At 66.3% G+C, this 22,238-nt stretch carries 13 protein-coding genes; 4 read left to right on the top strand and 9 right to left on the bottom strand.

Annotation, left to right across the window (positions count from 1 at the left end; genetic code table 11):
• Positions 1 to 2: 2 nt before the first annotated feature.
• The 6 genes from HKK74_RS32000 to HKK74_RS31975 form a co-directional block, all read right to left on the bottom strand.
• On the bottom strand, positions 3 to 1,205 hold the full coding sequence (locus tag HKK74_RS32000; RefSeq protein WP_187247132.1) for an ABC transporter substrate-binding protein: 1,203 nt from the start codon (positions 1,203 to 1,205) through the stop codon (positions 3 to 5).
• Positions 1,202 to 2,209, bottom strand: coding sequence for an ABC transporter permease (locus HKK74_RS31995; protein WP_187247131.1), 1,008 nt, complete (start codon positions 2,207 to 2,209; stop codon positions 1,202 to 1,204). Before HKK74_RS31995 ends, HKK74_RS32000 begins: the two co-directional genes overlap by 4 nt.
• Positions 2,206 to 3,210 (bottom strand): ABC transporter permease, encoded by a 1,005-nt coding sequence (locus tag HKK74_RS31990; RefSeq protein ID WP_187247130.1) that lies wholly within the window; start codon positions 3,208 to 3,210, stop codon positions 2,206 to 2,208. The genes HKK74_RS31995 and HKK74_RS31990 overlap by 4 nt, the downstream gene beginning before the upstream one ends.
• Complete coding sequence (locus tag HKK74_RS31985) at positions 3,203 to 4,669, bottom strand: sugar ABC transporter ATP-binding protein (RefSeq protein ID WP_222722988.1); 1,467 nt, start codon at positions 4,667 to 4,669, stop codon at positions 3,203 to 3,205. Before HKK74_RS31985 ends, HKK74_RS31990 begins: the two co-directional genes overlap by 8 nt.
• Positions 4,669 to 5,856 carry a Gfo/Idh/MocA family protein gene (locus HKK74_RS31980; RefSeq protein WP_312881998.1) on the bottom strand — a complete coding sequence of 396 codons (1,188 nt, stop codon included), beginning with the start codon at positions 5,854 to 5,856 and terminating at the stop codon, positions 4,669 to 4,671. Before HKK74_RS31980 ends, HKK74_RS31985 begins: the two co-directional genes overlap by 1 nt.
• A 368-nt stretch (positions 5,857 to 6,224) precedes the next feature.
• Positions 6,225 to 9,542 (bottom strand): ThuA domain-containing protein, encoded by a 3,318-nt coding sequence (locus tag HKK74_RS31975; RefSeq protein WP_187247129.1) that lies wholly within the window; start codon positions 9,540 to 9,542, stop codon positions 6,225 to 6,227.
• 259 nt (positions 9,543 to 9,801) lie between these two features.
• Between HKK74_RS31975 and HKK74_RS31970 the strand changes: the two genes are divergently transcribed.
• Positions 9,802 to 10,206, top strand: a complete 405-nt coding sequence (locus HKK74_RS31970) for a hypothetical protein (protein WP_187247128.1) — start codon at positions 9,802 to 9,804, stop codon at positions 10,204 to 10,206.
• Between the two features lie 13 nt (positions 10,207 to 10,219).
• The gene (locus HKK74_RS31965) at positions 10,220 to 12,418 is read left to right on the top strand and encodes an MMPL family transporter (RefSeq protein WP_312882001.1); all 2,199 of its coding nucleotides are present in this window, start codon (positions 10,220 to 10,222) and stop codon (positions 12,416 to 12,418) included.
• 296 nt (positions 12,419 to 12,714) lie between these two features.
• Here the strand turns inward: HKK74_RS31965 and HKK74_RS31960 are convergent, their stop codons facing one another.
• Positions 12,715 to 16,011, bottom strand: coding sequence for a hypothetical protein (locus HKK74_RS31960; protein WP_187247126.1), 3,297 nt, complete (start codon positions 16,009 to 16,011; stop codon positions 12,715 to 12,717).
• Between the two features lie 629 nt (positions 16,012 to 16,640).
• On the opposite strand from HKK74_RS31960, the gene HKK74_RS31955 reads away from it, so the two are divergent.
• Positions 16,641 to 17,078, top strand: a complete 438-nt coding sequence (locus HKK74_RS31955) for a hypothetical protein (RefSeq protein WP_187247125.1) — start codon at positions 16,641 to 16,643, stop codon at positions 17,076 to 17,078.
• 373 nt (positions 17,079 to 17,451) lie between these two features.
• On the opposite strand, the gene HKK74_RS31950 is transcribed toward HKK74_RS31955, so the two are convergent.
• Entirely contained in the window at positions 17,452 to 19,389 is a 1,938-nt protein-coding gene (locus HKK74_RS31950) for a pentapeptide repeat-containing protein (protein ID WP_187247124.1), read from the bottom strand.
• Between the two features lie 361 nt (positions 19,390 to 19,750).
• Here HKK74_RS31950 and HKK74_RS31945 point away from each other — a divergent pair, with 361 nt between their 5' ends.
• Positions 19,751 to 20,860, top strand: a complete 1,110-nt coding sequence (locus tag HKK74_RS31945; protein ID WP_187247123.1) for a hypothetical protein — start codon at positions 19,751 to 19,753, stop codon at positions 20,858 to 20,860.
• A gap of 463 nt (positions 20,861 to 21,323) precedes the next feature.
• Here HKK74_RS31945 and HKK74_RS31940 read toward each other — a convergent pair.
• Positions 21,324 to 22,238 (bottom strand): endonuclease domain-containing protein (locus HKK74_RS31940; protein ID WP_222722987.1); only part of this gene is annotated, 915 nt, incomplete at its 5' end.

The raw sequence follows: 22,238 nt of genomic DNA, 5'->3' as shown, positions 1-22,238 counted from the left end.
TTCTACTTGCCGCCCCAGGCCTGCGGGAAGCCGGGCAGATTCTCGCAGCCGCACATCGCGTAGTGCAGCGGTGGCATGTTGGGCTTGTAGTACTGCCCGAGGTTCTGCTCGGTGATGGTCGGCTGCGGGAGCTTCCACTCCTTCGGTACCGGCTGCCCGGCCAGGATCCGCAGCGCCGCGATGATCGGCGTCCGCCACTGGAACGTCGGGTAGGTGGGGGCGATCGCAGTGAGTTTCTTGTCCTTCCACACCTTCAGGAAGTCCTGCTGGTCTTCGCCGGTGATCGGCGGTACGTCCCGCCCGGCGTCCTCGAACGCCTCGACGGCGGCGACCGAAGTGGCACCGGCATCCATCCAGACCCCGTCGACGCCGCCGCTGCGCTGGATCGCGTCGGCAACGATGCTCTTGGTCTTGGCCGTATCACCCTCGGTGAACTGCACGTCCGCGACCTTCAAGCCGGCCTTGTCGAACGCGAGTTTGGCCGCTGACCACCGGTTCTCCAGGACGTCCACGCCCGGGGAGATCCGCAGTGCCAGGATCTTGCCGCCCGGCTTCACCTTCTGGACGAGGAACTCGGCCGCGGTGGCGCCGTACGCGTAGCCGCCGATCGGGTTGATGAAGGTGACCGGGCAATCCGTGTCGACACCCCGGTCGAACACGATCACCGGCAACTTGCCGCAGGCGGAGGTGACCGCGGGGGTGAGCGTGGCGGTGGTGTTGGGCGAGACGATCAGCGCGTCGCAGCCCTTGCCGGTGAGCTCCTGGATATCGGAGATCTGCTTGTCGTCCTTGCCCTGCCCGTCGAAGACCGTGAACTCGGTGATCTCTTTGTGCTGCGACACCTCCGCCCGTATGTTCTTGAGGCCGACCTGGCGCCACGGGTTGAACACCCCGGCGTTGGAAAAGCACAGGTGGAGGCCGCCGCTCTTCTTGTACTTGTCGGTCTGCACCATCTGCGGGTCGAACATTTGCTCCCACGGCCGGTCGGCCGGGCCCTGCGGGGTCTTGTTCCGCAGCGCGAGCTGCTTGTCGTACTCGGCCTGTTCGAAGAACTTCGACTGCGCGTCGCCGGTCTTGGCGGCGCTGGTGGACGTGCCCGGGTTGGCTTCCCCCGTTGGCACGTCACTGGAACACGAGGTCAGCGCCGACGCGACGGCGAGTGTCCCGGCGGCCAGCGCCACGGCGGAAAGGTTTGTTCGTCTCATGCTTCTCCTCGCGGGGTGGTGGTTGCAGGGCGACGGCGGACGCGGGACCAGTTGACGGCCCCAAGCCAGACCGCGGCGATGACGATGAGCCCCTGCACGGTGGATTCCAGCGCCCCCGAGACGCCATGCAAGTTGAGCAGGGTGAACAGTGCCTGCAGGGAGAACGCGCCGGCCATCGCGGCGACCACGGAGCCGGCGCCGCCGCCGAGCGCCGCGCCGCCGAGGACCACGGCCGTGATGGCCTCGAACTCGTCGCCTCGTCCGGCCTGGGCGGAGATCCCGGAAAAGCCGCCGACCAGCACTGCGGCGATCGCCGCCGCCAGGCCGGACAGCGTGAACACGGCCAAGCGGATGCGAGCGACGCGAACTCCGGCGAGCGCGGCGGCGCGCTCGTTGTCGCCGGTCGCCAGCAGGGTCCGGCCGAAGGCGGCGCGCATCAGCAGCACGGTCGCGGTGCCGACGGCCAGGCAGATGACGACCGCCCAGGGCAACGAACCGACCGCGTTCCCTCGGCCGAGCGCGCGGAAATCCTCGGGCAGGCTGCCGTGCGGGGATCCTTGGGTCCAGTAGAAGACCGCGCCCTCCAGGATCAGCATCATGCCGAGGGTTGCGATGAACGACGGTACTCGCAGCACGGCGACGATGAGCCCGTTGGCCAAGCCGACCAGCGCGCCGCCTGCCAGCAGCAGGGCCACCACGGCCGGCCACGGTGCGCCGGGGAACTCGTTGAACGTCTCGGCCGCTACGACCACGCCGACGGTGACCAGCGAACCGACGGACAGGTCGTAGCCGCCCGACACGATCACCAGGTATTGACCGGCGGCCAGGATGACCAGCGGCGCCGACCGTTTGGCGAAGGCCAGCAGCCGGTCCGGCTCAAAGAATCCCGGGTCGGCGACTGCGATCGCCACCAGCAGCGCCGCGAGCAGCAGGTACACAGGCGCCCCGGCCTGCAGCGCCCGCCGCAGCCCCTCGCGCCTGATATCCACCGCGAGTGCTGTCATGTGTTGTCACCCGCTCTCTGGCCGCGGCGGGCGTAGAGGGCGACCGCCGCGATGATGACCGCGCCGCGGACCACGTTCTTGAAGAAGGGGTCCACGCCGAGCTGGTTGAACACGCTGTCGAGGACGGCGAGTATCAGGACTCCGCCGAGGGTTCCTGCGACGCCGCCGCGCCCGCCGGCCAGGACGGTGCCACCGAGCACCACCGCGGCGATGGACTCCAGGTCGTACCGCGCCTCCGTGCCCGCCCACGGGGCGCCCGCGCCGAGCCGGCTGGCCAGTATGAGCCCGGCGACCCCGGCGGACAGCGAGCAAAGGACGTGCGCGGCGATCTTGACCCGGTGGGTACGGACCCCGGACAGCCGGGCGATCTGCTCGTCGCCGCCGACCGCGTACATGTGGTAGCCCAGCCTGGTGCGGCGCAGTACCAGCCACAGCGCGACGGTGGCCCCGGCCAGTACGAAGGCCGAGACCGGAATGGGGCCGATCCGGTCGTAGCCCAGGTGCTGGAAGGAGACCGGGACCTTCCCGGCCGGACCCGTGTAGTTGTCCTCAATGTAGCCGCGCAGGATGAACGCTACGCCGAGCGTCGCGATGAAGGCGTTGACCTGGAGCTTGGTGATGACGATCCCATTGATCAAGCCCACCGTGGCCGACATCCCGAGCACCACGAGCATCGCCGGCAGCACACGGCTGTCCTGCCCGTTCATGGTCTCGGCGGCGACCAGCGTGCAGATGCTGATGAGGTACGCGACCGACAGGTCGAGTGACCCGGTGAGGATGGCGGCCGTCTGGCCGAGCGCCACCAACCCGAGGACCACCGAGTTGTGCAGGATGCCGACGACGTTGGTGAGGGTCAGGAAGTCGCCGCCACGGGCCTCCACGGTGATAAAGCCCAGCGCGGTCACTCCGGCCAGCGCCAGGTAGACCATCACAACCGGATCAGTGAGCCCCGGCACGCGGGCCTGCCGTCGATCGGCGGTCCGCACGGCCACCTCAGTCATTGGTGCGGCCTCCTGTGGCCAGTCGCATGATGTCCTCCTCGGATGGGCCGGCGGGGAGCTCCCCGGCGATCGATCCCTCGCGCATGATCAGCACCCGGTCACTCATCCCGATGAGCTCCGGCAGCTCGGATGAGATGATCAGGACGGCCATTCCGTCCCGGGCCAGCTCCCGTACGAGGTCGTGGATGGCGGCCTTGGCGCCCACGTCCACACCGCGGGTGGGCTCGTCGAAGATCAGGACCTTGGGCCGCATGCCCAGCCACTTGGCGATCACGACCTTCTGCTGGTTGCCGCCGGACAGGTAGCGGACTGGCTGGTCGTGCCCGCGGGCGCGCAGCCGGACACGTTCCAGCACGTCGCCCACTGCGATGCCCTTGCGTCGCGTGGCGCGGGCGACGAGGAGGGCGTTGTCACGGACGGTCTGGCGCAGCGCCAGCCCCTCGGCCTTGCGGTCCTCGGTGACCAGCGCGATCCCGGCGTGGATCGCCTGGCGGGGCGCGGTGGGGCGGAGAGGGGCGCCGTCCACGCGCATCTCGCCCGCGGTGAACGGGCCTGCCCCGAACATCGCCCTGGCCAGCGAGGTACGACCCGAGCCCTGCAGCCCGGCCACCCCGACGACCTCTCCGGCGCGCAGCTCCAGGTCGATGCCGGACAGCTTGGCGTTGCGCCCGCCGTTGACCGAGAGCCGCGGCCGGCCGACCTCGCCGGGCGTCGCGCGATCCGGGTAGTAGGCGCTCAGCTCACGGCCGACCATCGCCCGGACCACCTGGTCGACGTCGGTGTCCGCGGTCCGGAGCGTGGTGACGAGGCGGCCGTCCTTGAGCACTGTGATCTGTTGGGAGAGGTCGAAGACCTCGCGCAGCCGATGCGAGACGTACAGGATGCCGAGGCCGCGCTCGGCGAGCCGGCGGACCAGCGCGTACAGCAGCTCGACCTCATGGTCGGCGAGGGCTGCGGTCGGCTCGTCCATGATCAGGATCCGGGCGTCGGTGGCGAGCGACTTGACGATCTCGACGACCTGCTGCTGGGCGACCGAGAGGGTACGCACCGGTGTGCGCGGGCCGAACGAGTCCTCTGCGAGCTCGCCGAGAAGCTCCGCTGTGCGTCCGTCCATCGCCGCCCGGTGGATGAGGCCGTGGCGGGTGGGCTCGCGGCCGAGGAAGATGTTCTCCGCGACCGTGCGCTCGGGCAGCAGCGTGAGCTCCTGGTAGATGGTGGCGACGCCGGCCGCCTGCGCCCGTGAGGGATGACCGAAGGTCACCGGGTGACCGTCTATCTCGATGGTTCCGGCATCCGGGGCATGCACCCCGGCCAGCACCTTCATCAGCGTGGACTTGCCGGCACCGTTCTCGCCGACGACCGCGTGCACCTCGCCCGCCGCCAGGGAGAGATCGACGTCGGCGAGTACGGGCACGCCGAAGAAGCTCTTGGAGATCCCCGTCATCGTCAGCAGGGCCATCACGAACCTCCGATCGGGATCCAGCCGCCGCCGGCGGCACTGTCTGCGACGGCGGTCAGGACCCGCTGCACCTGCAGCCCGTCGGCGAACGAGGGATCAGGGTCGGTGCCCGTGCCGATCGCGGTCAGCAGGTCGGCGACCTCGTGCGTAAAGGTGTGCTCACAGCCGAGCAGGTGCCCGGGCGGCCACCAGGCACCCGCGTAGGGGTGGTCGGCCTCGGTCACCAGGATCCGCTGGAACCCCGCGAGGTCGTCGGCCGCGTCGCAGAACCACAGCTCGTTCATCGCCTCGAAGTCAAAGGCCAGGCTGCCCGCTGAGCCGTTGACCTCGATTCGCAGCGCGTTCTTCCGTCCGGTCGCGAACCGCGTCGCCTCGAAGGTGGCCAGCGCGCCCCCTTCGGTACGGCCCAGGAAGACCGCCGCGTCGTCCACGGTCACCGGGCCGCGGGCCGTGCCGTCCGGGTGCGGACGTTCCTTGACGAAGGTCTCGGTGAGCGCGGTGACGCCGGTCAGCAGGTCGCCGGTGATGAACTGCGTCGTGTCGATGATGTGCGCGCCGATGTCGCCCAGCGCCCCGGTGCCCGCGCGTTCCTTGTCGAGCCGCCACACCAGCGGTGACTCCGGATCGACCAGCCAGTCCTGCAGGTAGTGGGCCCGTACATGGCGGATCGTGCCGAGGCGGCCGGCGGCGACCAGCCGACGGGCCAGCGCCACTGCGGGGACCCGCCGGTAGTTGAAGCCGAGCATCGCGCGCATGCCATGGGCGCGGGCCGTGTCCGCCGCAGCGGCCATGGCCTCTGCCTCGGCGAGGGTGTTGGCGAGCGGCTTCTCACACAGCACATGCTTGCCGGCCGCCAGCGCGGCCACGGCGATCTCGGCGTGCGAGTCGCCAGGCGTGCAGATGTCTACGAGGTGCACGTCGTCCCGGTGGATCAGGTCCTTCCAGTCCGTCTCCGCCGTCGCCCAGCCCAGCCGGTCGGCAGCCGCACGCACGTCGGGGCCGGTGCGCCCGGCGATCGCGGCCAGCACGGGCCGGTACGGCGTGTCGAAGAACGCGGCGACGTTACGCCAGGCATGCGAATGGACGCGGCCCATGAAGGAGTAACCGACCATGCCGATGCCGAGCCTCGCATCGGCCGTGGCGAGGTGGGCGCGCGTTCGGGCCGTCGCGCTGTCCTGCGTTGTCACCTGGGATTCCCTTTCGTGTCGGCTCCGGCAACTGGTCGGCGGAGAAGACGTGGTCGCCACTGAGTCGGGCCGCGTCGCCGACCGGCGCAAAGAGCACAACCTCGGCGGGAGGCGGCGAGCAGCGGTAGCCGGGGCCGCGGATCTCGGGTCCCAGCTCGGTTCGCGATCGAGGACTCTTCAACACCAGATGCCTGCGCCGGGTGCCGGCCGTCTACGAACAGCAGCGAGGTAGGCCGCCCGGGGAGTTGCTGGTAGGCGACCCGCCACAGCACCGAATTCGGGGAGGAGGAGAGGCCTGGGTCTGGTGGTCGAGTTTGGACCGCGTGTCCGGGCCCGACCACCAGGCCATCAGGCCATCAGGCCTTAACTCATCCTCCTCCGATCGTGACTGTCGCGACCATGCCGACCCACTGCCCGCCGCCGTAGCCGGAGTGGAGCCTGCAGATGACCGTCCAGGTCCCTTCCCGATCGAAGGTGTATGAGACCGGCGGACCTCCCGGCGGGACAGGTCCGTTGGTGACCTGGAAGATGTCGCCGCCGTTCGGGTCCGGATTGCCGCCGGGCGGCACGAGCCAGACATCGTGCGGGAACCGTGCGTCCGGCTCGTTGAAGCGCCAGGTGACGGTGCCGCCGCGGCTGATCTTGCAGTTATTGGGACTCCACTGCCCGCCCGTGGCGTAGATGTCGCACGTCGTGGGGAGCGTCCCGCCGCCGTCGCGCACCGTGAAGATGGTGCTCTTTGGCTCGGAGGTGTTCCCAAGGCGATCGGTGGCTCGATAGTCGACCGTGTACGTCCCCGCGTCGTTGAACGGGACCGGCCCGCCGTAGGTGGTCCACGCTCCGCCGTTGACGCGGTACTCGACCTTGTCCACACCGGCACAGCCGACATCGTTGGCGGTGAGTCCGAGCGTGGCCGAGTCGATATAGGTATTCTGCTGGTCGGGATCGGCCTGGCCCTGGATCTGGTGCGAGACCGTCGGTGCCTGGGTGTCCTTGCACTGGTCGGCCTCGGGCGTGAACTCGACCTTGATCAACTGCATCTTCATTTCGGGGTTGATCTGGTTGCGGCAGCAGCCGAAGGTCCAGCGCCCCATATAGAGCGCGCCGTCGGGCCCGAACCTGCTCGGGATCACGAAGCTGTTGTTCGGCGTGCCGAAGTGGTTGACAGGCAGCCAGTCGTTGACCCGGAGCATCTGGTTGTCGTCCTCCCGCAGGCGGACCTCCTTCCAGAACCCGTTGTCGGTGCCACGGTTAGTGATCAGCCACGAGCCGTCGTAGTAGGGCGGGAAGGCGCCGGGACCGTGGCTGTCCTTGTACCGGTAGACCGGGCCGGTGACCGGCTGCATCCCCCCGGCACCCAGGTCGCCGAAGGCCTTCGGATCCTGACCGCCGGGGTTGCCGGGGTACTTGCGCCAGATCGTCGCTGGTTTCGCGGGACCTGGGATCTCATCGGCGCCTTCGAATGTGGGTTGCGAATTTCTACCGCCCGGCGGCGCCCAGTTCAGGTCGGCCGGGAGCTTGTCGAGCGAGCAGTCGTACTGCTGATCGGTTGAGGAGTTGGCCTCGTAGTTCCAGCGCCAGGTGGTGTTGATCTTCGAGTTATCGCCGACGCAGAACGGCCAGCCGTAGAAGCCGGGTCCGTCGACCTTGTTCCACTCGCAGACGCCGGCCGGGGCGCGGTTGGGCTGGTCCACCGAGTTGTCGTGGCAGAACTCGCCGACGACGACCGAACCCGGGTTCGCGGGGTCGGTGTGCACCGTGAACGGCTGCCGGAAGCCCATGCCGTAGATCTCCGGTCGGGTGTTCGGGGTCCCCGGCGCGAACATGTTGCCCTTCGGGACCGTGTAGGTCTTGTCCAGGCCGGGATCGGGTGCGCGCCCTGGGGTCTGCGGCGGACCCTCGCGCGGTTTGATGCGCAGGATCTTGCCGCGCAGGTCGGCGGTGTTGGCCGCCGTCTTGCGCGCGTCCCAGCGCTCCGAGGCGCGATGGTCCATCGGCGCGTAGCGGTTGTGGCCGGGCGCGTTCGGGGAAACGTCGTCGCCGACGCCGACGTAGAGGTTGCCTTCGGAGTCGAACACCAGGCTCGCACCGCCGACATGGCCGGGGCCGTTGTCGGTGGGGCCACCTGGGAAACCGGAGGGCTTGCCCGAGATCTTCGCTTTGGGCACGCGCAAGATCTGCCGCTCTTTGTATGGATGTGCCGGGTCCTGGTGCTTCGGCCCGCCTGGTGCGGGCTCGAACGCGGTGCCGGTCTTGTTCAGCGTGAAGCGGCTGATCAGGTTGTAGCCGACCGACTGCTGGTCGCCGGTGGTCGGCCAGTCGCCGGGGTTACGCGGGGAATAGTAGACGTAGATGTCGTGCTTGGACGGCTTCGATAGGTCGAAGCCCGGCTCCAGGCTCATTCCCAGCACGCCGTCCTCGGAGTTGCCGTGGTCGGCGCGGGTCGGGATCGTCGCGACCGTGGTCGAGTTGTTCGGCGGGCCGTTCGGATCGTACATCTTCACGTAGCCCTCGGACTCGTACCCCTGCTTGGAGCCGATCTCGGTCCAGTAGACCTTGCCGTCCGGCGCCACGTCGAGAGCCATCGGGCCGTTCACATTGTCGACCAGGGTCGTACGGGTGAAGTTCGACCACACGGTGCCAGAACAGTCGGTCTTCTTTCCCTCGCCGGCGACCCAGCGCACCCCTCCGACGATCTGCTTGATCAGCGGGTTGTCGCCGCCGTTCTCGGTGTAACGCACGCCGTAGTGGCCCTGCGAGGTCACCCAGGTCCGCCCATCGTTGTAGGGCCGTGGGTTGCCGGTGCCGTCCTTGACGCTGCCGCCGTCGTAGAGCTTGCACCACGTTGTGGGGTGGTCCTGGCCCATTGAGTGGGTGCCGGTGTTGTAGGTGCGCTCGTCGAAGGTCGCGAGCACGTGGTGGTCACCCCGGACGTTGCGGGCGAAGTTGTAGTGCTCGTCGGCGATCTTGTAGGTGTCGGGCAGGTCTTTGGTAGAGAGGTGGTTGCGGTCGGCGACCTGGACGGTCGCAGCGTTGCCGGTCGAAGACCCACTCGAGTGGCCGAGCATCGTCGTGCCGACGACGCTGTCCGGCCCGCCGTCCCACCAGTCCCACGCGGACACGCCGGCGGCGGCGTCAGTCATGTTGTGCACGGCCGCGATCCCGCCGCCGTGCTGGGTGAAGCGGATCAACGCCTCGCGCTGGTGATGGTCGAGGAGCGGTCCGGACCGCCCACCGCCGGCCCACGACCACGACGCGTTCAGGAGCACGATCGCGTCGTATCGGGCCAGGTTCTCGTCAGTGAAGATCCGGGGATTCTTGTCCGGGTGGTTGCAGTTGTTCGGGCCGCCACCGTTGTTATCGCAGTCCTCCCAGTCGACCTCATAGCCTGCGTCCTTGAGAGCGGCCTGCAGCACTGGGCGACCGTTGTTGATCGCATCGGTGTGCCGGTACCCGGTCGTACCGGTGTAGATGAGGACCCTCTTGCCCTCAGCCTGGGCAGGAGCCGCAGGGAGGGCGCTCGTCGCCGGGGCAGCAGTTGCCGGATGGATACTAGGAGCCCGTCGGGTGCTCGTCGCTTGGGCAGTGGCCGCCGGGGCGAGCATCTGAGCCCCAAGAGCGGCGACCGCGATCAGCGCGATAACAGAACGCCTCACACTCCGCGCGGGCCGCGCGGCGTTCCGCATGCCACTCACTTCCTCTCCGAATGTGGCAGCGACCAGCCCCGCGATCGGAGCGACATGGTGCGACCGCCTGAAGGTTGAACGTGATCTCCTTTTGATTCGTTGTCAAGAGCTTTCGTCTGGAAATGCGGAACTTTAGACACTCAGAGACGTAAGTTGTGCTGTCTGAAAGGGAAGTAACTTTGATCTAAAACGTTAGTTCTGTCGGGAATGACGTTAGTTGTCTTGAACGAGACGGTTTCAATAGCTAGCGTCCCCATCTATGAGCGGGCAGAGGGTTCACAGGCGGCTTCTCAGCGTTGCTGCGCCCACAGTCGCGATCACCGTCGGGGCGCTGGCTCTGACGGGATGTAGCGGCGATTCCGGCGAGGCGAAGACGCGGGAGCGCGATCTGACCGCGCTTCAATGCCCGATGGTGGAGACGGGACAGCAGAGGGGTGCCAACCAGTACAAGCCCGCGAAGAACGCCTTCAATACGGCGGAGCTGCTCGGGAAGGAACTCACGGAGGCGCGTGAGAAGGCGGCCCGTCACGACTGCGAGATCATCGTTGCGCGCGAGGACGGCAAGAGCCGACCCGTGCCGATGGAGATCGACCCGACGAGGATCTACGTCTACGTCGAGCATGGCGCCGTCCGCTACGTAGAGGGCGTTGGCGGTGGGCTCTAGGGTCGGCGACCCGATGCGACCTCTCACCAGGGCTTCCGTAATCGCCGCCGGTCGACGGTCACGGTGGGTCGTGATCGCGGTGTGGCTTGCGCTCGCGATGCTCGCGGTGCCGCTACAAGCCAGGCTCAGCGAGCGGGCCGCCGACGAGAGCGAGACCTTCCTCGTCCGGGGATCGGAGTCGGCGGAGGCCAAGCAGATCATCAACGAGCGGTTCCGGCGCGGCAACGAGACAGCGGCGGTGATCGCCTACTTCCGCGAGGGTGGGATCACAGCGGACGACGGGCGGCGCGCCGACGCCGACGCCCTCGCGCTGTGCCGGTCCGGCGCGATCCCGAACTTGACGATGGTCGCCACCCCGTACCAGCGCGCGTGCGGCGAGACCGATCCGCTCGACATGAGCCCGGGCGGCTCGCTGCTCACCTCACCCGACAACAGCGTCATCTTGGGCACAGTCCTGATGACCGACGACTCGACGCCCGCCATCGAGCAGGCCGTCGCGGCAATCCGCGAGGTCGTCCCGCCGGCCGCCGGCGACGAGAGCGGATTGAGGGCCTTCGTCACCGGCCGTGCCGGCTTCGAGGCCGATCGAAGTGCTGCGGTTAAAGGGATCAACGAGACCCTCTTGACAGTCACGGTCGTCATGCTGCTGCTCCTGCTGCTCGCGACCTACCGCTCGCCGCTGGTTGCTCTGGTACCGCTGACCGTCGTCGCCCTCGCCTATCTCGTTTCCGCCGGCCTCGCCTACGGCCTCGTCGCCGTTGGCCTCACCGAGGTCAGCGGCCAGACGACCGCGATCCTGATCGTATTGATGTTCGGCGCGGGCACCGACTACTGTCTGCTGATCGTGGCGCGGTTTCGCGACGAGTTGCGCCGGGCGCGGGACGTCGAGGAGGCGATGGTCGCCGCCGCCCAGCGCACCGCCCCGGCGATTTTCTCCGCCGGAGCAATCGTCGTCGGCGCGATGCTGGTCCTCGCCATTGCCGACTTCAACGCCACGCGCGAGATGGGCCCGATCCTCGCCCTCGGTGTTGCGATCATGGTCTGTGCCGGTCTGACGCTCCTGCCCGCAGTGCTCACCGCCCTCGGACGACGGGCGTTCTGGCCCGCGATTCCCCGCCGCGAGCCCGAGTCCGCACGTACAGTCACGTTTTGGGGGCGCGTCGCGGGCCTCGTACACGCGCGCCCTGGAGTGATCGCTGCAGCGGTCACCGCTCTCCTCGCTGCGGGCGCGCTGGCCAACATCGGCGGGCGTCCGGCGCTCGACTTCTCCGAGTCCTTCCGCGAGGCGCCGGACTCGGTCCGCGGCCAACAGGTGATCCGCGACCACTTCATCCCCGGCCGGGCGGCGCCGCTTCGCATCGTCGTAGCCGACGAGGCAAGCGGGAAGGTCCAGAGCGCTCTCACCGAAGGCACGCACACACCCGTCGCCGACATGCACGCGGTGGCCAGGTCGGTCGCGGCGGACGGCGGCTTCCTGGATGCGGAGGCGCAAGGCCAGCGAAGGTCCGCGACGAACTTGCTCATCTTCGATGCAGACCTGCGGATGGATCCGTTCTCAGAGCGGGCCACCGACACCGTCCCAGCGCTACGCGAGATCGCTGACCGCGCGGCCGACGGCCGGACCGTCCTGATCGGCGGGACCGTGGCCGAGAACTACGATGCCCGCCAGGCACTCTGGCGTGACACCAGGCTGATCGTCCCGGTCAGCCTTGCCCTGATCCTCCTCGTCCTCACTTTGCTCCTGCGCGCGGTGGTGATGCCGCTCTACGTGATCGCGACCGTGATCCTCTCCTTCGGCTTCGCCCTCGGCGTCAGTTCCCTCATCTTCACCCACATCCTCGGCCAGCCGGCCTCAGATCCAAGCCTGCCGTTGTACGCATTCATCTTCCTCGTCGCCCTGGGCGTCGACTACAACGTGTTTCTCCTCAGCCGGATCAGCGAGCTGCGTCGACAGCACGAGACACGCCGCGCGGTGACGGAGGCCCTTGAGCGAACCGGCGGCGTGATCACCTCCGCTGGCCTCGTGCTGGCCGCCACCTTCGCGACCTTGATGGCGGTTCCGATGGAGGCGCTGTTTCAGATCGGCTTCGTGGTCACCCTGGGCCTGCTCGCCGACACCTTCCTCGTCCGGGCCCTGCTCGTCCCCGCTATCGCGGTGACGCTCGGCGAGCGAAACTGGTGGCCCTCCAGGCAGACCGCTACCCCCGGCTGATACAGGCCGCGCAACACCTGCTGCACAGGCCAGAACGCCAAGAGGCGACGACCAATACCGACGATCATGCAGCCATCTGTGTGGTGCCCCCAACCGATGCGCGGATATTGGCACGGCACAGGTCCACGGAGGGCCAGGCGGGGACCTCATAGGCATAGGTGCCGGAGCCTCCATGCCCGGGTTCGGCAGGCGAAGCGTGTTCCATGACCGGCTGCGCGAGGCTCTAATGCACGCTTGCCCTATTTCATGATGTCTATCAACGCCAGCGTGCGGCGTGCGTGACCGCCCTCGAAGCATCAGCTGAGGAGTTGCGCGAAAGATATGCGGCCGCGGGCGACCAGCCTGTTGACCGTCTCGGACGCGACTTTGCGAATCTCGGGATCGTCCGCCTTTACGCCTTCGGCGAGCACTGCGGAGATTTCATTGCGAGACGCATCGATGAACCATGGGTCGGTGGGCGCGTCGATGAGCAGAGAAGTGCATGCGACCGCCTCTGCCATGAACTCCTGCCTGAGCCCGGCTAGGCGCTCGGCAACCATGTCACTCGGTTCGGGGCATCCACCAGCAGTAAGCAGCGCGCGCAGCTTCATCAAGGCCCAGCTAGCCGGGAAGTTCTCTGAGGATATCCACGACCCGAAGCCGGCGAGCTCCTGAACCTGCGTGCGCCCAGCGTCCAGCTCGTCCGCGCGCCAATCCCATAGCGCTTGGAGTCGTTCGACGATCGCGGGTGCTGGGCCTGCGGTGTTGGACAGCATCTGCCCACAGATCTCCAGCATGCGGGCTCGATACTCTACGGGCACATCCTCAGCGAACAGTGCGATTATGGTGTCGCTTTTCAGCCCGATCAGGCCCAGCCCGTAGAGTGTCGCGAGATGGTCGAGCAGCATGGCTACGGCTTCGCTCGCGGCGCGATTTGCATGGTCCTCAGCATCTGCGGCTCGGCCGGTCAGGTCCACAACGGCTTTACCGTACTGCTCGGCCAGGAGCCGAAATGTGTGCTCAGACGGGCGGTTACACCGCAAGAACGACTGCCACGCGACAGAACCCAGGTCGGCATCGTCCCCATCGCTGAAGATCATCGCGCGGTGTGCGTGCGTCCACTCCCCAAGAAGCGTGGCGAGTACGCCGAAGTACATGCCGTAGACACTGCGCACTGCGTGGCTGTCATCCACGGCGGGGTCCAGGTGGGCGTTGAGCAGAGCTACGACGTCCTCGACAGATGCCGTCGGCGCTGCTGTGGCGTCGTGGTCGCCAGATATCCACTGGAGGAATTGCATCGCGGCGACGAGGGCCAGCGCTCGCGTGGTCTTGAGAGTTTCGGCGACAGGATCGTCGCCGTCGAGGACTATTTGTTGCCCCGGCCGTGACCGTGGGTCCTCAGCAAGTTCCCGGATGAGTGCGAGGACCCGCTCGGCGAAGGTTGTGTGGATCCACTGCCGCTGCATCGCGGCGGTCAGTAGCTCGGCGATGTTCCGGCAGCAGTCGTGCCAGGTCAGCCCGTAGAGGTCGCTCTGCGGCTGCTGGTCGTCTTGCGAGCGCGATGTATCGATCACCGCTTGGGCGAAGTCCAGCACGTCATCCCACCCGAACGGCTCTGCCCCCGTCGACCAGGTGTCGTCATCATCTGGTGCGTCGTCGCCCGGCGGGTTCGGCCGATCAGCGGAGAGCACTCGGGTGAGCGCCACCAGCACGGCCGCGCCGTAGTCCGGCGCCAGATCGATGAATCGTGGCGAGAGTGCTGCAAATCGTGCGGGATTGGCGGCCACCGCCTCCTCGAGCTGGTTGCGTAGGCCCTCGACCGTGGGCGTCCGCCATCCACCCGGTGCTTGCCACGTGCGCAGGAAGCTGAGCAGTTCGTCGTCCGACAGTTCGGCGATCCCTGCGGCGTCGATTGGGGAGTGCGTGCCGGGCCACTCGGCGAACTCAAACGGGTCGTCGTCCTGTGTCGGCTGGCCGTGCCGCTTCACCAGGGTCTCGTACGGTTCGCGCAGCTCGTCGGGTAGCTCGTCACCGAACCTGGCCAGCTGGCCGAGCTTCCATCGCTCGACGTCGTCAGCGGATGCCTCCCATTGCGGGCCCGCTTCGATGAATCCGGCGATAGTGACCTTGTCTTCGGGTTTGAGGAGTCTGTAGCCGGCGCGCAGCAGCTGTGTGTACTCGTGGGCGACCTCTGAGCTGCGGAACAGTTCGGCGGACGTCAACCTCGCTGACACGAGCTCAAGGTCCGGAAAGCGAGTCAGAACGTGAAGGCTGAGGCGCGTGAACACGATCGGCTCGTAGCCGTCCAGAACCTCGACGACTGCGGCGGCGTTCACCGAGCCCGCAACCGCGGTCGCCGCATCGCGAAGCGCGGACAAGACTTTGTCGCGGCTGTCACGGTACCTGTCGCGCTCGATCACAGGCCGCCACATCGACGAGTACGCCAGCGTGACATCGTTGTCAGGGTCTTCATCGGCCGCACAGAGCAGGTCGGCTAGGACTACGATGATCGGCATCCCCAGATCGATGTAGACAGGCGCGCTGAGGGCGACGGGGATGAACCGGCGCCGAGCCGCGCCTCGGTTAGGAACCGGCATCAGCGCCTGCACGATCGTCAGTGCAGCGTGCTGCTCGCCCTCAGCTGCAAGTCGTACCACCACCTCACTTGCCTTCGACGGCAGCGCCCACTGCGCGAAGGACGCGAGGAACTGGGTGAGCTTTGCGGCGAGCCGGGCGGCGTGCTTTGGAGAAACCACGAGGGCGACATCGGCGGCCGACTCGCCCGCCTGAGGATTGTCGGTGTCGAGCTCCGAGAAGAGGGTGATGACCTCGGCTGCGTACTTCGGCTCAGCCGCCATGCGCACAAGGTAGGGTCCTGCCGGCCAAGGCACGTAGGTCACCATGCCGGCGTCATCTGGCCGCAGGTTTGCAGGGTTGCGGAAGAAGCCGCCCCTACGCAGGAGGGGGAACCAGCCTGGACCCGCGGCGGCATAGAAACGCTCCATCGCGACCATGCTCTGCGGCACTTGGTTCTTCAGCCTGGCGAGATCGTCCTTTGTCGGACACGTGAGCGCAGCCAGGGCATCGATCAACGGTAGCGCCGTAAGGAACGACGCCTCAAACCGCCTCGCGACTTCGTGCAGCACGTAGTCGAATTGATTCCAGCTGCGCAGAAACCTGTCGTCGAGCGTTCGCGGTTCGCGCAGCGGACCGCGGTGGGCGCGACCGTGCCATTCCAGCGAGACCCAGACTCTACACACCTCGTTCTCGGTCGGCACGCCCAGAAAATCGCATATCTCGGCGATGACATGCCTTCGCGGTGCGTCGCGCGATCCTTCTTCACGCAGGGAGTCCAAGTGCTCCTGTCGCTTCGTCGGGAGCATTGCCGTGAGCAGCTCCCGCAACCCGGAGTCGATCTCCCTAGCCAGATGACTCAGCAGATGCGATGCCGTAGCCAAACGCGGCTGCTGAGTAAGGATGACACACGCGTCGGCATAGGCGTCCGCGAGCATTCCGCCCATCAGCCGCAAGAGGCGTTCGACCTCCAGCTGCCGCCGATCGAGTTGGCGACTCGCAGCCGAGAGGGGCGGCTCAGGCATCGCCGAACGTGTCATCGTGGTAAACGTCCCTCACCCTCATACGGGCCGGCAGCGCTTGGACCCGCTCCGAGACGGCCCGGTGCCGACTGCGTGTTCTCGGACACGGTCTGAGCCTTCCAGTACGGCGTGGTGAGCACAACAAACTTTCTCGGGCGGGTAAGACCAGGTGGAAAGGAGTCGCCGTCATGCTTTGGCCGCGTATCCCCGCCCGGGACGCCGCCCACGCTAGTGGGCACCACGAACACGAGTTACGGAGCAATGATCTACCCTCGTAGCTCGCGCGGCGCTTGCTCCACTCGCTGTCCGTCCATGCGCAACGCCTGGCGATTGATCTCGGCGTCGCGGCCCCGTGGGCCACAGTGGCCGGTTGGCGCGTCCGCATCTGAACTCTGGCTTCTCCTCGGAGCGCTTCGTCTGCAGATGGCTATGGGACGAAGGTTCCTCCACCGACAAGGGAGACCCCGGTGTGACTGGATCACGCTTTGCCTGCCGCCGCCGTCGTCGCTGGTGGGATCGCACTGGCCTCTTCTTACCTGTGGATCTCTAGCCTGCCGCTGGTGGCGGCAGGTTCGCTGGTCGCCGCGTTCGGTCTCGGGAGGTTGGTCGGCCCGCGCCCCCGGAGCGCTTAGCGCGAGCACGAACCGGTGATCCGCCACTTGTGGGAGGTCGCTTGGCGCCTGCCCGCCGACCGCACGTTCGCCGACCCCGTTACCGGGCACCGGATCATGGTCGAGCGATTCCGCGGCTACCTCACACTCACGGTCGGCGAAGCCGTCCATCCCGAAGACCCCGATGCTGACCGGGAGGCAACGTTGATCCGGTACATGCTCGGCTTCGGGTGGCGGCCGATCCCGCCACCCCTGTTTCGGCATGTCACCCCGATCCACGACACCTTCACACCGAAGTTGTCATGGCGGCAGGCCCGTCAAGCGCTACGGCTGGCTGAGCAGACGGGTGCCGCCAACAGCACCCATGCCGAGCTCATGGAACTACGTACCCAGCTCGACCGGGCCATCGCGGCCGCAGACGACGACCCGTACTGGGTGCGCACGACCCACCTACAACGCGGCGAGGCAATGTGATGCGCCCAGTGGGACTTGCGCCGCGCCCGACCTCCAGGCAAATACTTCATCTGCGACACCGCATATCAAGATCTCCTAAGCAAACGTCGAATGGCTCAAGGCACAGATGCGACTCGTCAAGCGAGCCACACAGATGGCTGCATGATCTCCCCGCCTACTGCTAGGTCGTCGCCTCGCGATCAGCTGTCGCTATGGTGCTGCATAATGTGCGTGTTCCATGCCATTTGCGAACCTAGGGCATGGGAGTGTCGATTGGTGGGGGGATTTGAACCGACCGCACACGTTCCCGATTCGTTGCGCGTGTGCGAACACCGTAGTCCTGTGGTCCGTCTACGCGGCCCGCCGCCAAGCTTTGCCGGGAGGTGGTTGCTCCTCAGCGTTTAACGCGATTGCGTATTGCCAGAGCGGCCAGGCCGACGAAGAGAGGCCCGGCGATCCGCAACATGACCCTGAACACCTGGCCCCAGCGGGTGATACTCTCCGGGAGCGCGGCGGTTTTGACGTCTACTGAGAACGCGGCTCTCAGGCTGTAAAGCAAGGTGTCGAGATAGGCCGGATGATGCTGGCCGGGGAATCCGGCAAACTGCATACCGAATGCTAGCAGAGCGATGACGAAAGCCAGCGAAGTGAGGGCACGGGACGCTCGAAGCCCATATCCAGACACTACCCAGTACAGTGTCAACAGAAGACGTTCCACCGGCGACGTGGAGGCATTGCGGCGCATTTCCATCTCGCCGTAATAAAAATCGGCGGCGCCAGGCTCGTTCTTGGCGTCTTCTAGGGCTTTGCGCAGTTGTCGGTACAGCACCTCGAGTCTGGCTGGCCCGACCGCCTCTACCGTCCCCGGAGCGGGGGTCCAGCCGTCGGAGCTGTGACCATCTTGTGCGCGCCAGTGGTGTTCCTCTGCAAGTACTTGGCGGCGGCTGCGTGGGGCTGTGGCGAACGTACATCGGCCGTCTAGGCGCAACTGGTCGGCACGATGCATCCCAGTAAACCTGCACTGGCTCAGGTCCACGTCTGTCAGTACCAAAGACTCGGCGTCGACCCCACGCAGTGACACGACCGCCACTGCGGGAACCAGTCCAGTTGCCGGGTCAAGGAGCCTAACCTCATCTACGCCAGGGATGGGGTGCTGCAACCCGTGGACGGTCACCGGCTCACTGAACACCGCTCCGGTCAAGTCAACCCGTGCGGCCCGCAGCCGGAGACTGACTCGCCCTCTGGCGCGCATTTCTTCAACAGTGACGATCCGAGCGGCCGCGTCGAGCCACATATCCGCCTCAACGATCGTATTATCGAAATGCAGCGAGTCAGCGCAGCAGATGAGCTGCAAAATACCCGCGAACGTTGCCCTGCTGAAGCGTGCGTCCTCGTAGAAGTATGCCCCTCTGAAGTCAGCCCGCCCGGAGAACGTCGCGTTCGCAAAGTCGGCGAGCTGCGCGAATGTCGTCTCGGAGAAGCGGGCGGTCTGTGTAAACTTCGCCGCACCGAACACGGCGTCCCCGGCGATCGTCGACTGCGCGAACTCGGCATCCCTGAGGAACGTCGTCCCAAGGAAGATTGCACGCTCAGAAAAAGTTACCTCGGGGAAGGCTGTGCGCTCGGAAAACGTCGCTTCGGTAAAGTTGGCTTCGCTAGAAAATGTTGCTTCTGCAAACGTGCTGAAGGCGGAGAACGTGACACTAGTAAAGACAGCCTCTTCGGAGAAGATCGTCCTTCCAAAGCCGGTTCGGCCGGAAAAAGTCGCCCTCGAGAATTCGGCACGTTTGGAGAACCGTGCATCGTGGAAGCTGGCGTGATGAGAGAATGTTGCAGTAGTAAAGCTAGCGGCTTTGAAAAACACGGCTAGGATGAAGTCGGCGTTCCCGAGGAATTTAACTTCATCGAAGTCGACGTATCCGGAGAACCTTGTCCGGTCGAAGTCGGCGGACTTGGAAAACGTCACCTGGGCGAAGTCGGCGTATCCGGAGAACTTAGCTCCACGAAAGTTGGCGCGTCCGGAGAAGGTCGCTCCACTGAAGTTGGCGCGTCTAGAGAACGTTGCCTCGGAAAAGTCGCCTGTTCCGATCCGCACAATGCCCTGGTCGTCGCGCAACACGTTCAGCAGCTCAGTGAGTAGTTCGCCAGTGAATACCACACCCCGTACGTGGACGTCCGAACCCGGTTCCAGCGTGGTCAGATAGGTGGTGCGCTCGTCGGGCGTGAGGTGCACCAGGCAGCGATGATGCGCCACTACCTCGGCCCCGCACGGCGTTTCAGGGTCGGCAGGGTCTGATGCCCCGCAGTCGCCGACGGTCGGTAGGGGTGCCATGGGTGGTTTCTACGTCATGCGTCCCCAATCTGTCTGGAAGATCACGACATGAGGTCCGACTGCGGTGTGGGCGAGGGTGCTGCGGACGGCATAGCACAAGCAACGAGTCGTTCACGGTCTGCAGATCGTTTGACGACGTTCCGCTTCGGGCGGGCACCTTGGGCAGGTCCCCGACCGAGACGCGCCTCCGCCTCCGCATGACGGGGGTCGACACGATGGCACCAGCCGCATGATGACGGCTAGGGTTGCAGCTCAGCGGGACATTCGTCGACAGATGTGCTGGTTACTGAGTCAGCGTGTTGAGACGTCAGCGGGGTTGTCCAAACCTGGCAATACGCTGAACGGCCTGGGAGAACTCGCCATGACCGAAGCTCCGATTGACGCCGGCGGCGACGATGCCGACCGGGAGGTTGTCGAGCATGAGCGGGCCGAGCTACGGGAGTTCATCAAGGGGCTGAGCCCGCATGATATCAAGTCGGGCGGCTGGTTCATCAAGCTCAGCGCTCAGGCCCTGAGCTCCTACACCGACAAGGTCGACTGGCAGTACTTCCAGGAGCGGTATGAGGGCGTACCCGCGGATGCCATCGTCGATCAGCGGATCAAGATGGCGGCTCGGTACGCCGCGCTCGAAGGTGGGCTCTCTTCCGGGGCCTACTCGGCGGCCGTCGTCGCCACCCTCGGGAGCCGTGGTGGTGCCTCGCCGGCGACTGTCCCGGCCGCTGGCGCGACCATGATGGTTGATGTCGCGTTCATCACCCGGCTCCAGCTCCGCCTGGCCTACGACGTCTCAGTGCTCTATCGGGTCCCGCTCGACCCGTCCGACCCCGATGACATGTGGAAGCTCATTCGAGTGGCCTTCACGATCAAGAGCGGGGGAATGGTCGGGGCAGGTATGGGCAAGGGGGTCCCGTTCATAGTGCGGCGGGTGATCAAGCGCTTCTACTCTAGAGAGGTACTGACCGCCGCGAAGGGGCTCCCCTTCGTCGGGAAGTTTCTCCTGCAGCGCAACGTCATCAAGATTGGTATCCCTGTCGTCGGCGTTCCCCTTGCGGTGGTGTTGAACCGCTATACGACGCTGCTCGCGGGGCGGCACGCGCAAGCCGTCTTCCGGAACGAGGCGCGGGTGATCGAACTCGCCGAAGGTCTGAGCAAGCGGAGTCAGCACCCGCAGTTGATGCTGTGGGTCGCGTGGCTCGTCATTATGGCGGACCATAAGATTGTCGACGATGAGGCGCTGTTGATTCGACACCTGGTGAGGCTGGTCCGGGATCAGCATCAGGTGGTCGATAGACAGCTCGCTCACCTTGTTGATATCGACCCCGCCGAGGTGTGGCGACGCCTAGACGCCGAGCCAGGAGATCTGAGCGACATCCTCGACGTGGCCAACCGGGTGGCCACTGTGGACGGCGCCGTCAACGCGCTCGAGAGAGCCGTCATCTCCGAGCTTCGAGATCGCTGCCGCCGAGTCTGACGCCGTCATGCGCTACCTCCCACATGGCGAAGATCCGACGCGTGAGTTGTGGCCTACTGGCAGGCTCGCGACTTGATTCGGAGGTTCGCGCATGTGCAACGACCCGAGCAGATAGGCCCTCAGGCGGCCGTCTACGGCTTCCCAAGTACACGAGGACAGCCGCGACTGCCGCGGCGATGGCGGTGCCCGGTACGGAATGGGACGCGATGTAGGCGGCTGGCACACCGCCGAGCGCGCTGCTGGCCACGATCACCAGTCTTGTCGGGTCGTCCCCTCGACCGGTCGACCTCTCCGTCCCCACCATCGGGTTGTCCAGCTCCGGTGCCGACCCCGGGACCGGATTCGTGTGCTCGGGCATGTGCGCCTCCCCAATCCGACGGCTGTCAGCATGTAAGTGCGGGTGGGGCTGGTCACCGTGCAATCACTGCCCACCGTCACGGTCGCCGGCGCGAGGGCGAGCCTGTTAGGCAGGAGCCATGTCGTGGTACCAGGGAGGCGTCCTGTACCACGGGGCCGACCGGATGCCTTGGGCGTCGCGGAACAGCCAGCGTGCCCGCTCGTAGTACAAGGGATCGCGGTCGAGCAGGTCCATCGATGAGTTACAGCCTCCGCAGAGCACTCCGCGAACTCGCTGGTGCTCGTGATCGTGGTCGATGTGCAGGTTGTTTCTCTTCGGCGGCATCGTCCGTGGCAGTTTGCAGATCTGGCAGCAGTCGCCAGCGGCAACGTACATGCCAGCCACGTCGGCGGCCGTGACCTGCACCCCCTGGCTGCGCTGGTTTTCAGCAACCCGGTGGATGCGGCGGTCCACGAGGTCTGGGCGGGGCCCGAACTCCAGCGGGTTGTCGCGGTATTCCTTGAGTGCTTTGAGCCTGCGGACGGATCCGTGGCGGGTGCCGCGTGCGATACGCCCCAACGGGCCAGCGCAGCCGCCCGGGCCGCTGATGTTTCCTGGTGCCAAGATTGAGCAGACGAGGCCAAGAGCGGCCGGGTCGTCTGCGTGACGGAAGAATCCGAGGACCCGGCCGCCCTCGTCGGGGAGGTAGTCGTACTCCTGAAGGCAGATCAAGCAGCGCCAGCCGCCGAGTTGCTCGACCTCCTCCTTGCTCGGGGTGTTCCTCCGGTCGGCGTGGATCTTGGTTCCGGGGAAGGTGTTAAGTGCTCGGCGCTGCGACATGCAGGCCGAGCACAGCCCGATCGTTCCGATGCGAGAGTAAGGGTCGCGGTTGCAGCCACCGGGGCACTGGTTCTCTGGGGTGCAGCCGCACGTGCGGCAGGGCGTGAACTCGTAGATGGGATGCCGTCCCAGCGGGTATCTCATGGCATCGAATGGTATGGATGGGGTCGGATATTTCTGGCTCTTCACGGCGCAGCGTAA

The sequence above is a fragment of the Actinomadura alba genome (assembly GCF_014323705.1).
Lineage (GTDB): Bacteria > Actinomycetota > Actinomycetes > Streptosporangiales > Streptosporangiaceae > Actinomadura_C > Actinomadura_C alba.
This window is presented reverse-complemented; position numbering and strand designations above follow the sequence as displayed.